Annotated in this window: 14 protein-coding genes; 2 read left to right on the forward strand and 12 right to left on the reverse strand. The window is 60.2% G+C overall.

Annotation, left to right across the window (positions count from 1 at the left end; all coding sequences use genetic code 11):
- Positions 1-10 precede the first annotated feature (10 nt).
- The 3 genes from ACFPB1_RS04785 to ACFPB1_RS04795 all read right to left on the reverse strand — a co-directional run bounded on the left by ACFPB1_RS04785 (position 11) and on the right by ACFPB1_RS04795 (position 3,175).
- Positions 11-1,045 carry an efflux RND transporter periplasmic adaptor subunit gene (locus ACFPB1_RS04785; RefSeq protein WP_379222457.1) on the reverse strand — a complete coding sequence of 345 codons (1,035 nt, stop codon included), beginning with the start codon at positions 1,043-1,045 and terminating at the stop codon, positions 11-13.
- Positions 1,017-1,757, reverse strand: coding sequence for an ABC transporter ATP-binding protein (locus tag ACFPB1_RS04790; protein ID WP_379222459.1), 741 nt, complete (start codon positions 1,755-1,757; stop codon positions 1,017-1,019). Before ACFPB1_RS04790 ends, ACFPB1_RS04785 begins: the two co-directional genes overlap by 29 nt.
- 317 nt (positions 1,758-2,074) lie before the next feature.
- Entirely contained in the window at positions 2,075-3,175 is a 1,101-nt protein-coding gene (locus ACFPB1_RS04795) for a CapA family protein (RefSeq protein WP_379222461.1), read from the reverse strand.
- A 231-nt stretch (positions 3,176-3,406) separates the two neighbouring features.
- Here ACFPB1_RS04795 and ACFPB1_RS04800 point away from each other — a divergent pair, with 231 nt between their 5' ends.
- Entirely contained in the window at positions 3,407-4,987 is a 1,581-nt protein-coding gene (locus ACFPB1_RS04800) for a response regulator transcription factor (RefSeq protein ID WP_379222463.1), read from the forward strand.
- Complete coding sequence (locus ACFPB1_RS04805; RefSeq protein WP_379222465.1) at positions 4,984-6,792, forward strand: cache domain-containing sensor histidine kinase; 1,809 nt, start codon at positions 4,984-4,986, stop codon at positions 6,790-6,792. Before ACFPB1_RS04800 ends, ACFPB1_RS04805 begins: the two co-directional genes overlap by 4 nt.
- Positions 6,793-6,845: 53 nt before the next feature.
- Here ACFPB1_RS04805 and ACFPB1_RS04810 read toward each other — a convergent pair whose 3' ends face one another.
- The 9 genes from ACFPB1_RS04810 to ssuC form a co-directional block, all read right to left on the reverse strand.
- Complete coding sequence (locus ACFPB1_RS04810; RefSeq protein WP_379222467.1) at positions 6,846-8,414, reverse strand: ABC transporter substrate-binding protein; 1,569 nt, start codon at positions 8,412-8,414, stop codon at positions 6,846-6,848.
- A gap of 49 nt (positions 8,415-8,463) precedes the next feature.
- Positions 8,464-9,384 (reverse strand): carbohydrate ABC transporter permease, encoded by a 921-nt coding sequence (locus ACFPB1_RS04815; RefSeq protein ID WP_379222469.1) that lies wholly within the window; start codon positions 9,382-9,384, stop codon positions 8,464-8,466.
- Positions 9,385-9,459: 75 nt separating this feature from the next.
- On the reverse strand, positions 9,460-10,380 hold the full coding sequence (locus ACFPB1_RS04820; protein ID WP_379222471.1) for an ABC transporter permease: 921 nt from the start codon (positions 10,378-10,380) through the stop codon (positions 9,460-9,462).
- Between the two features lie 77 nt (positions 10,381-10,457).
- A complete protein-coding gene (locus ACFPB1_RS04825) occupies positions 10,458-11,354 on the reverse strand; it encodes a nucleoside hydrolase (protein WP_379222474.1) in 897 nt (298 codons plus the stop codon).
- Positions 11,355-11,671: 317 nt separating this feature from the next.
- Entirely contained in the window at positions 11,672-12,622 is a 951-nt protein-coding gene (locus ACFPB1_RS04830; RefSeq protein ID WP_379222476.1) for an aldo/keto reductase, read from the reverse strand.
- 63 nt (positions 12,623-12,685) lie between these two features.
- Complete coding sequence (locus tag ACFPB1_RS04835) at positions 12,686-13,009, reverse strand: NIPSNAP family protein (protein ID WP_379222478.1); 324 nt, start codon at positions 13,007-13,009, stop codon at positions 12,686-12,688.
- 66 nt (positions 13,010-13,075) lie between these two features.
- Complete coding sequence (locus ACFPB1_RS04840; protein ID WP_379222480.1) at positions 13,076-13,741, reverse strand: Type 1 glutamine amidotransferase-like domain-containing protein; 666 nt, start codon at positions 13,739-13,741, stop codon at positions 13,076-13,078.
- Between the two features lie 299 nt (positions 13,742-14,040).
- On the reverse strand, positions 14,041-14,859 hold the full coding sequence (locus ACFPB1_RS04845; RefSeq protein ID WP_379222482.1) for an ATP-binding cassette domain-containing protein: 819 nt from the start codon (positions 14,857-14,859) through the stop codon (positions 14,041-14,043).
- Complete coding sequence (gene ssuC, locus ACFPB1_RS04850; protein ID WP_379222485.1) at positions 14,829-15,626, reverse strand: aliphatic sulfonate ABC transporter permease SsuC; 798 nt, start codon at positions 15,624-15,626, stop codon at positions 14,829-14,831. Before ssuC ends, ACFPB1_RS04845 begins: the two co-directional genes overlap by 31 nt.
- Between the last annotated feature and the right edge of the window lie 7 nt (positions 15,627-15,633).

Raw genomic sequence — 15,633 nt, forward strand, 5'->3', positions numbered from 1 at the left:
CCCCGGTGGCTTAAGGAAGAATGATCTTCATTCCTTCCTGGACGCCTTTCACGATCTCGTATTCCGTCGCGGTGGCGAGACCGGTCTCGATATCGATCTCCTTGCGCCGCTCGCCTTCCAGCACTTGAACGAACGTGCGTCCGAAGTACGTGCGGACCGCGCTCTTCGGAAGCACGATGACATGATCGCGGCGGGCCGCGACGATCTTCGCCTCCGCATGCGCGCCGAACGAGGCGCCCTCGGGCAGCTTGTCCAGCTCGATGTACACGGTCTTGCCGTATTCGTCGCGCAGCCGTTCGTCGGCCGTCTCCGGCGCGGAGGCCGGCGTCTGCGCCACCTTGCCTTTGTACGTCCTATCCTTATACGTGACGTCCGCTTCCATCCCGAGCTTGATGTCGGCGAGCGCCGGATTGGCGGCCGCTTCGAGCGCCAGGCGCATGCCGTCGGGCCGGGCGACCGCCGCCAGCACCCGCTCCGCGTCGAAGCGGTCGCCGGGCTGCAAATCGGTCGAATAGGAGACGATGCCGTCCTTCTCGGCGCGAATGACGCTGCTGTCGGCCTTCGCCTTCGCCTTGTCGTACAGCAGCTCGGACAGCTCGAGATCCAGCTTGGCAATATGCGTGCGCTCCGCGTTCCCGGTCGTGACCGCCTCGTCTAGCGCCAGCTTCTTGCGCTCGTAGTCGATCTGGCGCTCCAGCAGCTCGACGTCGGCTCCGTCGTTCTCGAGGGTCACGAGCACGTCGCCCTTCTTTACGGCGCTGCCGGCCCTGACCTCCACCGAATGGATGACGCCCGGGCTCCGCAGCTGGTAGTATGCGACCTCCGTCGGCACGAACGTCGCGGAGCCCGCGACCTGCTTCACGATGCTTCCGCTCTTGGCGTCGATTGTCCGGACTTCGGCCTGCGCCGGCTTGACGAGCGGAGGCTTCAAGGGCGCTTGCTCGCGCGGCAGCAGGCTGCAGCCCGCCGCCGCGGAGCATGCGGCGAACAGTACGCCGAGCGCGAGCGCCCGGGCTTTATACTCGCTTGACGCTTTCCGAACCAATACGCCCATCCTCCAGTGCATGAACCTGATCGACGAGATCCATGATGTGGGGGTCGTGCGTCGTGAGCACGACGCTGACGCCCAAGGTGCCGACCAGTTCGCGGAATACTTCAATGATCTGCTTGCCCATGCGGGAATCCAATTCGGCCGTCGGCTCGTCCGCCAGGATCAGCTTCGGCTTATGGGCGATGGCCCGGGCAATCGCGGTCCGCTGCTGCTCGCCGCCGGACAGCTCCTGCGGACGATGATGCATGCGCTGCGCCAGCCCGACGAAGAAGAGCGCGTCCTCGGCCAGCCGCTTGCGGCCGGAAGCCGGCACGCCGGCAATCCGCAGTCCTAGTTCGACGTTCTCGAACGCGCTCAAGTACGGCACCAGAGCGAACGATTGGAAGATCAGCCCGATTTCCTGCTTGCGCATCTCGTTCTTCTGCCGTTCGCTCATGCGGCTTCCGTCTCTGCCGCCGTAGAAGACCGCGCCTTCGCTCGGCGCGTCCAGCGCGCCCATAATGTTGAGCAGCGTCGTCTTGCCCGAGCCGGACCGCCCCTTCAGCGCGATCAAGGAACCCGCGCCGACGCGGAGCGTGGCCCCCCTTAGCGCAACGACCTGCGTCTCCCCTCTTCCGAAAACGCGCGTCACGTTGCGCACATCCAAGATCGGCGCCCCTGACGCCTCTAATTCGCGCAAACCCAATCCCCCTTCGTCAAGCGGCATTGTTCGCTACAGTAAACGCTTACATTTCCATATCTCTACTATAGCAAACCGTTACCCATTCGTACATGATCTGTTATGTGATTTTAGCGTTTCTGTTATGAATATTTTTAGGAGGATCCTAATATTCCGCCAGCCGCATAGAATCAGCGCAATCCCCACTTATACGGGCACGCCAAAAGCCCCGGAGCCTCGCCCTAAGCTTGCGCAAGGCCGATTGGTTCTCTTTATGCGGGCTCCTAAACGATTGCGGCTTGCCGCCGTGCGGCGTGCCGCCATTACGAAGAACCGTCTGCCGGCGGCAGACGGTTTACAGACGGTCACTCATCGTTCGGAAGCGGCAGCACCCCGCCGTACATGCGGCGCGTCCCTTGATAGGCGCGTCGCATTCGCGCGGCCTGCTCCGCGGGATATTCGCTCAGCTTGCCGACCGCTTCATGCAGCGGCAATATGCGGCACGCTCCGGCCTTGCCGCGCTTGGCGAGGCTTACCCAGGTCGGGATGCCTTCCACGCCGGCGAGCCGGACCCGGCCGCCAGATTTGCGCAGCTTCAGCCTGACGATCATCCCGGTCAGAGCCGCGTCCTTGCCGTGCAGCCGGGTCGAGACCAAGTTGCCGAGCGAGTAGATGGAGAACCGCTTCCTCGTCCGGCCCGCGACGTCCTTCACGGTTCGCATGACTGCCGGCTGAAGGACATGCGGGTGCGCGCCGAGCACCGCGTCCGCGCCGTGCCGGAACAGGAAGCGGACCCACCGCTTCTGGTGAAGGGCCGGGCTGTGATCGTACTCGAAGCCGCAGTGCATGCACACGATGATGAAATCCGCGGCCGCCCGCAGCCGCTTCATATCGCTGCGGATTCTGGCGCGCGCGAGCTTGTGAACGCCCGCCGGCTGGTTCTTCGGTACGGCCATGCCGTTCGTATCCCGCGTATACGACAAGATGCCGATCCGGATGCCCTCGACGTTCCGCACGCAGAGCGCCCGCGATTCCTGCGCGTTCCGGTAGGTCCCGGCATGGCCGAGGCCGTGCTTATCGAGCACGTCCAGCGTCCGCCTCAGTCCGCGAACGCCGTAATCCGCGCAGTGGTTGTTGGCTGTCGTGACCACGTCGAAGCCGGCTGCCGCCAGCGCCGGGGCTAATGCGTCCGGGCTTTTGAACACCGGATTTCGATTCTTCGGATTCCGCTTCGTCCTCGTGAAGTCCGCCTCCCGGCCGCCGGCGAAGGTCGTCTCCAGATTGCCGATCGTCAAGTGCGCGTCCCGCAAATAACGGGCCACCGGCTCGAACAACTGCCCGAACGCGTAGCCTGTCTCTCCTTGCTGGTCCGACCCTCCCGCTTGCCCGCCCGTACGAATGCTTCTAAGAAGCAGCGGCTTCATTAACAAATCGCCGACCGCCGCGATTACGATTTCCTTCGTCATTCCGGTTACCCCCGATTGATCGGCAATTCCGATACACTACCATATGCCTGCAGGGCGGAATGGGTTTGCCTGTGCATATCGGACAGGATCACGTATAATCTTCTTAGATGTAATCGTTTTCAACAATAAAGAGACGAAGTGCGGGGAGGCCCGGCATACGCGGCGGCGCGGCGGCCAGGCGCTCCCATACGCAGACGTCTTGCGCGACTACAGGATCGGGAGTGAACTCGCATGATGAAGCTTCTGCTCGTCGAGGACGAGTCCGACACGAGGAAGGGCCTGATGAAGCATATCCGGTGGCAGGAGCTGGGCGTCGGGGTCGTCGAAGAGGCGAAGGACGGCATTGAGGGCCTCGAAGCGGCGATCCGATTGCAGCCCGATATCGTCGTCTCGGATATCCGCATGCCCGGCATGAACGGCATCGACTTCACCGCCGCGGTCCGGGAACGGTTGCCCGCCTGCAAGATCATCTTCCTGAGCGGGCATTCCGACAAGGAATACTTGAAGGCCGCCATTCGCATTAACGCGGTCAGTTATGTCGAGAAACCGATCAATATCGGCGAGCTGCAGGAGGTGATCGCCAAGGCCGTGCGGCAGTGCCGGGACGATCGGAACGCCGATCGCCTGAACCTGACGTTGACCGAGAGCCTGCCGTTCATCCGGCAGAAAATCGTAAGCGGGCTCATCCGCGGCACGATCGGCGACGACGAACTGACGCGCAGCCTGCGGCTTGCCGGCGTCTCCTTCGCCCCCGGCTGCGCGTATACGGCGTCCATCGTCGTCCCCGCCTACGACGAGGGCACGCCGAACGAGGCGAGGCTGCGCGGCTCCAACCGGATCATCGACTATCTGCATCAGGCTTCGAACGGCTTCGCGCACTTGGCCGTCATGCAGGATGCCGACCGGATCGTCGTCCTCTCCGCGCACCGGCCGGACCGGCAGAAGGAGCTGGCCGCGGTCTACGCCCTGCTGACGGCGCATCTGAGCGATCGCGATCCGCCCTGTCCCAAGCTGTCCTGGCTCGCCGGCATCGCCGCGCCCGGCTGGCCGGGCATCCGGGCGTCCTACGAGACGGCGGCCGAATTGCTGAGCCATCTGTTCTACTACGACTTCGGCACGATCGTCTATGCCGCCGACAAGCCGTTCGCCGCGTACAGCATCGCGCGCGAGCTCCTGCCATCCTACGCGAAGCTGCTGCAGGAGCCGGACAAGGAGGCGATCCTGTCGTTCGCGGACCGGCTGTACCAGACCATTCGCACCAAGACCGGCACGCCGGTCGACGACGTTAAGAACCTGTTCTACCGCATGCTGCGCCTGCTCGCGGAGCAAGGCGAGAAGCGCGGCCTGCACCCGAGCCAGCCCGAATCCGGGCAGGAGGAATACGACTGGGCGATGATGTCCAAGATCGGCACGTTCAAGCAGCTGAAGGACTACTTCCTGCGCAGGGCAGCCGCTCTCCTCGACCGCATGGCGAGCCTGGAATCCAACTCCCGCGCCGTGCAGGACGTGAAGAAGTATATCCAGGGCAACTACGGCGACAAGGAAATCACCGTGAACATGCTGGCCGAGCATGTCCACCTGACGCCGACCTACCTCTCGTCGCTGTTCCGGAAGGAGACCGGCAAGACGATCAGCGAGTATATCACGGAAGTCCGCATCGCGCGTTCCGCGGATCTGCTGATGGAGCCGCAATCCAAGCTGTACGAGGTCGCGGAGCGGTCGGGCTACAACGACGCCAATTATTTCGCGAAGGCGTTCAAAAAAATAACCGGCATGACGCCGACGCAATTCAGGAGAAGACATAAACCGTGAGACATCCGCTGCGGACCATAACGGGGCTGTTCACGAACATGCATATTCGGGGCAAGCTCCTGATCTCCTATTTCATCCTCATCTTCCTGCCGCTCGCGCTGATGACTTCGTTCTCGTACAAGAACGTCTCGCGCGATTACGAGAAGCAGATCCTTCATTCCGCCGACCAGTCGTTCGACCAAGCCTACACGTTCTTAAGCTATAAGGTGAACACGCTGATCAAGGCGTCCGACGTGATCTATTTCAACGCCGACGTGCAGACGATGCTGACCCGGGACAAGCAGACGTTCGCGGAGGATTACGTCCAGCAGAACATCGATCGGCTGAAGCTGGAATACGTCCTGAACAGCTTTCAGAACGCGGAGGATGTCTATCGGGCCAGCCTGTACGTGCCCGGTTGGCTCATGTATGCCGGACAGAACTTCAATTTCTTCGACATGGATGCCTTCTCCCGCACCGACAGCTACCGGGCGCTGCTCGCGTCCAAGGACAAGGTCAACTGGCTGCCGGAGCATGCGATCACGAACAACAACAGCAATCTCGACCCGGTACCGGTCGTCTCGCTGCTGCGCAAGATTCGCAACAGCGAGCAGACGACGGAGATCATCGGCATTATCGAGCTGAACATTCTTAAGGAAATCATCGACGAGATTCTGCAGAAAGCGAACATCACGAACGACGGCGTCGTCTATATTCAAAATGCGAACGGCGATATCGTCAGCTGCTCCAACGAGGACCAGTTCAAGCGTATCAACCCGGACCCGGCGCTGATCCGGGACGCGCCGGACGACGGCCGGTCATGGACCGACGCGACGATCGGAAGCCGCGGCTACGTCGTCAAGACGAGAGCGATCGAGAACACGGATTGGACGATGGTGACGGCGATCCCGCTGACGGAGATCTTCAGGCAAAGCATCCGCATCCGCGACCTCATGCTCGTCTTGATGCTCGCATGCGGCCTCGTCTCCTATGGGCTGGCTTACTTAATTACGGGTGCCACGGTCAAACGCATCCTGCTGCTCAAGAAGAAAATGCGCCTGGTTCAGGAGGGCGTCCTGAACGTAGAAGTGGACGCTGCCATTCCCGACGAGATCGGCGAGCTGGTCGACAGCTTCAATCACATGGTCAAGCGCATCCGGCTGCTCGTCGAGGAGCAGTACCAGAACGGCAAGGAAATCAAAAATTTGGAGCTTAAGGCGCTCCAGGCGCAGATCAATCCGCATTTTCTGTACAACACGCTCGAGCTGATCAACTGGAAAGCCATCGACAACGGCGTGCCCGACATCGCGGTCATCTCGCAATCGCTGGCCAGGTTTTATAAGCTCAGCCTGAACAAGGGCAAGGACATCGTCAGCATCGAAGACGAAATCAATCACATTCGCGCCTACGTGCAAATTCAGAATTTGCGGTTCGATAATAAGATCAAGCTCGACCTGCAGGTCGACCCCGAGCTGTACGGCTGCGAGATTCTGAAGCTGATCCTCCAGCCCCTCGTCGAGAATTCCATTATACACGGCATCCTCGAAGCCAGGGACAGCGAAGGGGGCACCATCGCCATTGCCGGCCGTCTCGAGCTGGACGAGATCGTCTTGACGGTCAAGGACGACGGCGTGGGGATGCCTTCGGAACAGGCCGCAGGATTGCTGGCGAACGCGAACGCTACTGATGAAGTCCAAGGATACGGCATCCGCAATATCGACCACCGGATCAAGCTCTGCTATGGCCCGGAATACGGCCTCGCCTACCGCTCGTCGCCGGGCAACGGCACGCTGGTCGAGATCCGAATCCCGATTCGCTTCCGGTAAACGAAAAGGTTCAGGAGGGATGCGCCCCTCCTGAACCTTTCTGTTTACACGGATTATGGGTTGGCCGCGAGGAACGCGTCCAGCTGCTTCTGCATCTCGGCCATGATCTTCTCCGAACCCGCGGCTCGGACTTTAGACACGAGCGTCTTCAGCCCTTCCTCCGGATTTTTGACGTAGCCGTAGTTGAGCGGGAACGCGTATTGCTGCACGACGTTGGTCACGGCGGCCATTTCGTTCTTGACCGGCTCGAAATCCGGGGTGAAGAGCGCGTACGGGTTCTCTTTCGCCCGATCCGCCAGCTTCTGGCGCACGTCGCCGATGGTCGGCGGCGAATCGACCACCTCGTAGCGGAGCTCGGGCGCCTTGAAGCCCCAGGAGCAATAGCCGTCCGGCGCGAAGCCGTCCAGATCGAGCGGCTTCAGCTTATTGTCGGCCGTAATTTCATAATGCTTGCCCTCGATGCCGTACGTCAGGAGATTGTTGTAGCTTCGGTCCGTGCGCAGCAATTCCAGGAACATCAGCGCGCGCTCCGGATTTTTGGACGAGGCCGGTATCGCCATGCCGTCCTGCATCGCTTGCGTCTTATACGTATACTTGCTGTTCAGATAGAATTGGATATCCCAGTCCGGATGCTCGATGTACGACCCGCTCCAGCTATCTTGATTATGCAGTTTGGACGCGGCCGTTCCTTCCGTGAACATTTTATCGTCCTTGTTGGAGAGGATCGATTTGGACCAGTAGCCCTTGTCCCCCCACTCTTTCATTTTCTTGAAGTAATCCAATATGCCGTCCGTCTCGTACAAGTTGAAGATCTTCGGATTGGCTTCGTCCATGTTCACGTAGAACGGGGAAAATTGGCTCGACAGAATGCCGTAATAGCCTTGGGCGCCCGCATAATACGATTCCATGCCGCCCGATGAGCTGATCTGGCCGCTCGGGTCGAGCTGCGGATCGTTCTTCACGACCGCATCCATGTATTTGCCGTAATCGTCGATGCTGTCGATCGAAGTCAGGCCGTATTTCTTCATGAGATCGCCTCGGACGATATAGCCCATATCGCCGTACTGATAGAATTCGGCAGGCATGGCGTAGAGGTGGCCGTCGACTTCCGTCTGCTTGTAGAAGTCCGGCGTGATCTGGGCGAGGCTCTTCGGCGCGTATGTCTTGGCCAGGTCCTTGATATCCAGGAACGCGCCTTTCCGGGCATTCTGATAGAAATTCGTCCACGTCGACGCGTAGATCAGGTCGATCGGTTCGCCGGAAGCAAGCAGCAGCGGGTATTGGGTGCCGTAATCGGCCCAGCCGACCCAGTTCACTTTCAAGGTCGCGTTCAAGTCCTTCTCCAGCTTCTTGTTCACTTCGGCCAGCACCATGTCGTAATCCCGGGCGGGCGAGCCGATCAGGTACATGGTCAAGTCGACATGCTTGGACAGGTCGATATCCGACTTCGCCCCGGCGTTGCCGGTATCGGCTGTTCCGCCCGCATTGCCGCCGGCGGCTGAATTGCCGCCGCTCGTTGAACCGCCGTTAGACGTGCCGGCGTTATTGCCGCAGCCGGTCAGCGCGATCGCTATGATAAGCGCGACGGCCAGAAGCAGCGTGAATCCGCTTGATCTTCTCATACGCATCCCCCTTGAATTCGTTTATGCGATAAACCGGATGAGCCCGGTCTTATCCTTTGATGGCGCCGACCGTGAGGCCCTTAACGAAATATTTCTGCACGGACGGATAGACGAGAATGATCGGCCCCGTCGCGATGACCGCCATGGCCAGCTTGAGCGACAAGGTCGGCACGGATATCGCGGCTACGCTGGCCAGCTTGGAGATCCGCGATATCGCTTCGGCGGACTGCAGCGTCGAGAACAGCAAATATTGCAGCGGGTACTTGTTCGCATCCGTGATGTAGAGCATCGCGTTATACCAATCGTTCCAGTAATCCAGGGCATAAAACAGGCCGATAGTCGCAAGTCCCGGCTTCGTAAGCGGCAGGATGAGCTTCATGAAGATCGTGAAGTCTCCCGCCCCGTCGATCTTGGCCGATTCGCTGATCGAATCCGGAATCGAACTGATGAACGTCCGCATCACGATGAGGTAGAACACGTTGATGAGGAGCGGAAGAATCAACGCGGTCATATCGTTCTTCAACTGCAGGTATTTCACGAAGAAGATATAGGTCGACAGGATGCCGCCGTTGAACAGCGTCGTGAAGTAGAAGAAGAACGCCAGCTTGTTCCGGTACTTGAAGTCCTTGCGGTTCATCACGTAGGCCGTCATTGAAGTCAGGAACAGCCCGACGATCGTGCCGACCACCGTAATGAAGATGGATACGCCGTAGGCCCGTATGATCGCCTCCGGGAATTTGAACAGCACGCGATAGGCTTCGAGCGAGAATTGGCTCGGGATAATGCCGTACCCGTTCAGGGCGATCGCGCTCTCGTCCGTGAACGAGCCGGAGATGAGAATCTCGAACGGCAGCAGGCATAGGATCGCCGCCACGGTCACGACCGTATAGCTGATTACGTTGAATAACAGATTCGCGCCTGCCGTATTGGGAATCTTCCCCGTCCGGCCGGCAGCCAGATTGTTCTCCATAAGTCACCTCTCCTCGCGGCAGCGTCATCGGCTTACCCCTGGTCGTGAGCTCCGCTCACTGCTCGGGTATGCATCCTAGAACAAGGCGTTGTCCGGTCTGGTCTTGCGAATGAAACCGTTCACCGCCATGATGATGACGAAGCAGAGCACGGATTGATAGAAGGTCGCCGCGGCCGGCATCGCGATATCGCCGCTCGTCAGCAGCGACCGGAAGACGAACGTATCGATGACGTCGGTCGTGTCGAACAGCTGGCCGTTATTGCCGATAATCTGATAGAACATCTGGAAGTCGCCGCGCAGGATCCGGCCGATGTTGAGCAGGAACATGATGAAGATCGTCGGGCTGATCGACGGAATCGTAATGTAGAAGATCTTCTGAAACACGTTCGCGCCGTCGATCTCGGCCGCTTCGAAGCACTCCGCGTCGATGCTGAGGATCGACGCGATATAGATGACCGACGTATAGCCGACCCACTTCCAGGAGTTGAAGAAGCAGATGATGAAGATCCATACCGTGGGCGTGTCGTACAGGTTGACGGGAGCCATGTGCAAGGATTTCAGCACCGAGTTCAGCGTCCCGGTCTCATAGTTGAAGATGTTGTACACGAAGACGCCGACGATCGTCCAGGAGATGAAGAAGGGAAGGAAGATGATCGATTGCGAGACTTTCTTGAAATACTTCCCTCTCATCTCGTTAATGAAGATCGCGATCATGATGGCAAACAGCTGCGAGGTGACCAAATTGAGCAGATTGTACAGAATCGTGTTGCGCGTGACCCGCAGCCCCGTTCCCGAATTGAAGAAATACTTGAAGTTCTCGAACCCGTTCCAATGGCTGCCGAACACGCCGAGATCGAACCGGTAGTCCTTGAACGCCAGTATAATCCCCGCCATCGGGATGTAGGAGATTAAGACCACCAATAATACGGCAGGCAGCGCCATGAGAACCAAGGTTCGATTCTTACGGAGTTCATAGAGAATGCCGTGCTTGTTCAACCGCTATCCCTTCCTTCGTCCGCGAGTCGTTGCGAATTGGCGATATGGAGCCATGGCGGCATGGCATCGTGGCTGCTTCAGCGGCACACTCTGTCCATATACAGCTGGAGGAACGCGTCCGCATCGACGCGCTTGGCGGCCCGGATGACGGACCGGTCGGCGCCGCCGCGCCAGTAGAGCGCGCTTCGGTTATACGTCTGCCCGCGGGTAAACTCCCCCTGCGTCTCCACGACGATCTCGTCCTGCTGGAATTCGAGCAGGCGATCGTCGAATACGGCGCAGACGGCCAGTGGATCGTGCAGCATCGGATGGTGGTCCGTCACCTTCCGCCACCGGGCGAGCAGATCCGGGAGATACGCGGCCGACCGTTTCGGGCTCGTCATCAGCCGGTCCACGTCTGCCTGCGTCAGGACGCACTGCACCGTCACGTCCAGGCCGACCGCCCGGATCGGGATGCCGGATTCGAACACCACTCTCGCGGCCTCCGGATCGCAGCGGATATTCCATTCGCTCAGATGGCTGTAGAAGCAGCCGCCCATGAGGACGATCTCCTTCACCTTGCTCCGGAGCGCCGGCTCCTTGAGGATGGCGATCGCGATATTCGTCAGCGGGCCGATCGGCACCAGGGTAATCGCGCCGTCCGACTTCATGACCGTCTCGATGATGAAGTCGATGCCGTTCGTGCCGAATCCGGACGCTCCTCCGTCCCTTTCTTCGTCGTACTGGTTCGGAATCTCGTCGACGTCCGCTTGGTTCAGAATCGGACGGCCGACGCCGGCGTAGACGGGAATGTCCGCGCGCCCGGCCTGCTCGAGCAGCCGAACCGCGATTTTCGCCCGGGCTGTCACGTTTCTGAACACCGTCGTAATGCCGAGCACGTCCAGCTCGGGCGATTCCAGCGCAAAGGCGATGGCCAGCGCGTCGTCGATATCGTCGCCGATATCCGTATCGATGATGATCTTCGTTCGTTCCATATTCGGCCTCCATAGCTAGGTCATCGCATCCGCGTACATGCGTTGTACATGCGTTGGACAGGGGATGCGCAACGGTTTTGAAAAGGCTTACATTTATTATTCTAGAGTGAATCGGGACCGGTTCCCATATACAAAACTACGATTTCGGGTAAAAATATACGATGTTGCGCGGTGAACGGGCTGTCGTTAGCTTGGCGTTCACCCGTCGTTATCCGCGGCGTCGTCTTGGCAGCACGAAAAAAAGCCGGTCGGATCCTAAATGGATTCGACCGGCTTTGGCTTACGGCGCGGTGCTCGAGGTGCGCGCGCGGACAGGGTTACTCGACGGCGATTTTGCGGATTTCCGCCAGCGTCGCTTCATCCAGCTCCACGTCGATACCCGGCAGGACGCTCAAGATATGGCTCGGCTTGCGGACGCCGACGATGGCGCTCGTCAACGCCGGATGAGCCAGATCGTAAGCGATGGCCAGCTGCGGCACGGTGATGCCGTACCGGCCCGCGATGCCTTTCAGCTTCTCGACGCGGTCCACGTTCTTCCTCAGCCCTTCCCCGGTATGCGCGGCGTTGCGGGAACGCCAGTCGTCGGCCGGGAATGTCGTGTCGTACGTATAATTGCCGGACAGGAGACCCGAGGTCAGCGGGCTGTACGCGACGACGCCGATGCCCTGCTCCAGGCAGAACGGCAAGATCTCCGCTTCGACGGCAGGTCTCAGAATGGAATACGGCGGCTGCAGGGAATCGACATGCCGTACGGCAAGCGACGCCTTCAATAACGGCACGTTGTAATTGCTGACGCCGACATAACGCACTTTCCCGTCCAAGACGAGCTTCTCCATGGCGCGCATGGTCTCTTCCGCCGGGGCGTTCGTATCCGTATCCGGCCAGTGCATCTGATACAAGTCGATATAGTCGGTGCCGAGACGGCGCAGCGATGCTTCGGCTTCGCGGAGGATGGAGTCGTAGGTACCGTTCTTGGAGATGGTCTTGTTCTCATCCCAGACGAGCCCGCACTTGGTCGCGAGCACCACCTTGTCGCGGTCGCCCTTCAACGCGCTTCCGATCACCTCCTCGGAATGACCGAGCCCGTACACGGCCGCCGTATCGAAGAAGTTGATGCCGTTATCCAAGGCGACGCGCACGCTCTCCACCGAAAGTTCGTCGTCCTGATTGCCCCAAGCGCTGGCCCATCCGCCTCCCCCGATCGCCCAGGATCCGAAGCCGATGACGGATAGTTCAGGACCGTTCTTGCCAAGCTTGCGATATTTCATGCGTATATTCCTCCCGCTGCGAATCTCGTATAGGTTGTCATCCAGGCGTTACCCTGCGTACGGTTAGCGTTTATGAAAATATTCCGCGCGCTTCAAAAAGATCTGTTCGACGCGATCGACGATTTTGCCGTTCAGCTCGGAATTGCGTTTCACTTCGTTCCATTCCTTGTCCTGCAGGAACGCTTCCCACTGGCGATTCCGCTCTTCCATGCTGTCGTATCGCATCGTGTAATAGAGCTTCGGCTGCTCTCCCGAATGCTCCTCCCAGAAATCGCATACCTCCATGCCCAACCGATTGAAGATGCCGAAGGTATGCGCCGAGAAACGTTCCCGGATCGCATCGATTTTGCCCGGAAGAATGGTATAAATTCTTAATTCATAGATCATGGTGAATCCTCTCCCCTCGCCTCGTAGTTTCATGATAGGCAGACGAATCCGCCGTGAACGGTACGATCAGACCGAAAACCGCTTCCAGTTCCCTTCGGATACCACTTCGGCCGCGCCGTCGATCACTCTGATGGCGGTCTCGTCATCGATCGCGTACGCCGGCCCCCGCATCCCGGCCGCCCACTTCTCTGCGGCCGCCATGGTATTATACGGCAGCAGCTCATGGTCCAGATGCGGGAATATCGCGAAATCAACCAGTCCGAGCGTCTCGTCGCCCCCGCCTTCGGGCGGCGTCCAGTTCACGAAGTAGGGCCCGATATTCGGCGCCATCACCATGCTCCCGGCGCTCAATCCCACATAGACGGCGCGCAGGGACGGCAGCAGCTCCGCCAGTCCGGACTTCCGCATCCAATAATGCAGATACAAGGGATCGCCGCCATTCACGAGCAGCACGTCCGCTTCCTTGACCAGCGGAACCCACACGTCTGCATCGATGCTGGGCAGCGCGGTGAGCTCCAGCACCCCCATGGACTTCCAGCCCAGCTCGCACATCGGGGTGCCGCCTTCCCCGCTGAAGAATCCCCATGCGTGGCCTGCGCCGCCGGGGATGGCGTAGATCGCGGTCGGAATGCAGAGGGCGTTCGATTCGGCGATCGGCTTGCCCAGCATGTCGACCAGCGCGTCGCGGATGCTTTGGTTCTTGATGCCTGCGGATGTGAGCAATAATTTCATGACTTCACTCCTTTTCGTTAAGTGCGTCTGCCGTTATTCCTGTAGACGGTTGAAACGAGAACAAGGACATCGACCGGGAGAGCCAAGCGTTCAATAAAGGGGAGCGTCGAAGGTTCACCGATACCTACTAAGTTCGCTGCCGGAAGGGGACGTTCCTGCCGTTCGCGCGGTGAAAAGCCGGATGCGTTCAGCAGCGCAATGACCGCCGGCCGCACAAAAAAAGAACCGCTCCTCCCGCTCGGCGGGGGATTCGGTTCTTCCTTATTCAGGCTCCTGTCAAGGCTTCATGCCGCGCAGCGCTAGATCGCAAACCCTGCCTGATCGGCGCCGCCCGGATGTCTGCCCAGCACGCGGTTTAATATGCCGCTCTCATAATGGGTAAAGCCGCTGTCCTTCTCGCGCGGCCGCGCCAGCGCGATGGCGGTGTCCTGCGAGATCGAACCGTTCTCCACCAGCACGACGCGGTCGGCAAGCGCCACGGCTTCGCTCACGTCGTGGGTCACGAGCACGGCGGTGAATCTCCGCTTCAGCCATAACCGCTCGATGAGCTGCTGCATCTCGATGCGGGTCAACGCGTCGAGCGCGCCGAGCGGCTCGTCGAACAGCAGCAGGCTCGGATCGCTGACGAGCGCCCGCGCCAGCGCGACCCGCTGCCGCTGCCCGCCCGACAGCACGGCCGGCCACGCCTTCGCCCGGTCGGCCAGGCCGACCAGCTCCAGCGCCTCCAGCGCCTGGTCGCGGCCGCCGCCCTGCGTGCCGATGCGAACATTATCGAGCACCGTCTTCCACGGGAGCAGCCGCGCGTCCTGAAACATGACCCGCACGTCGGAGCGCAGTCCGGCCCCGTTCGACCCGCCGATAGTGACGGAGCCCTGCTTCGCCTGCTCCAAGCCGGCCAGCAGGCGAAGCAGCGTGCTCTTGCCGCAGCCGCTGCGGCCGACGACGGCCAAAAACTGCCCCGCCGGAATCGTCAGGTCCAGCCCCCGAAGCACGGTCAGGTCGCCGAATTGGACGACCGCGCCGTGCACGCCGACCGTCAGCCCGCGTGCCGGAGCTTCGCTCGCGGCGGCCGCTTGCGGCGTCTGGACTACTTGCTTTGCCGATAATGCGGATGCCATTTCAGCCAACTCCTCTCCATGAGCTTCGCCACCCAATCCGACAGCTTGCCGAGCAGCGCGTAGATGACGATGCTCAGCACGACGACGTCCATTTGGAAGAATTCCCGCGCGTTCATCGCCATATAGCCGATGCCGCTGTTGGCCGATATCGTCTCCGACACGATCAGCGTAATCCACATGATGCCGAGCGCGAACCGCAGGCCGACCAGAATCGACGGCAGCGCGCCAGGGAAGATAATCGTCCGGAACAGGGCAAATCCCCGCAGGCCGTACGTGCGGCCCATCTCGATCAGGCCCGTGTCGACGGACCTGATGCCGTGCAGCGTGTTCAAGTAGATCGGAAAGGCGACCCCGAGCGCGACGAGAAAGATCTTGCCCTGCTCGCCGATCCCGAACCAGGCGATGATCAGCGGGATCAGCGACAAATGCGGAATCGTGCGAATCATTTGGATCGACGAGTCGGTCAGCTTCTCCGCAAGCGGCAGCAAGCCGTTCAGGATCGCCAGCGCGAAGCCGATGCCGCCGCCGATCGCGAAGCCGACGAGCGCCCGCTTCGTGCTGTCGCCGATATAGTGGAGCAAGTCGCCGCTCCGGATCAGCTTGATGCCGGCTTCCACGACGGACGCGGGCGTCGGCAGAATCCGCGCCGAGATCCACCCCATGCTGCCGAACCATTGCCAGAGCGCGACGATCAGGATCGGGATCAGCCATTCGAGTCCGATCGATAACGTGCCGGTTTTCCAGTTACGCGTTGATGGACGCTTCATCCTTGCT

The sequence above is a fragment of the Paenibacillus sp. GCM10023250 genome (assembly GCF_042653205.1).
Classification (GTDB): domain Bacteria; phylum Bacillota; class Bacilli; order Paenibacillales; family Paenibacillaceae; genus Paenibacillus_Z.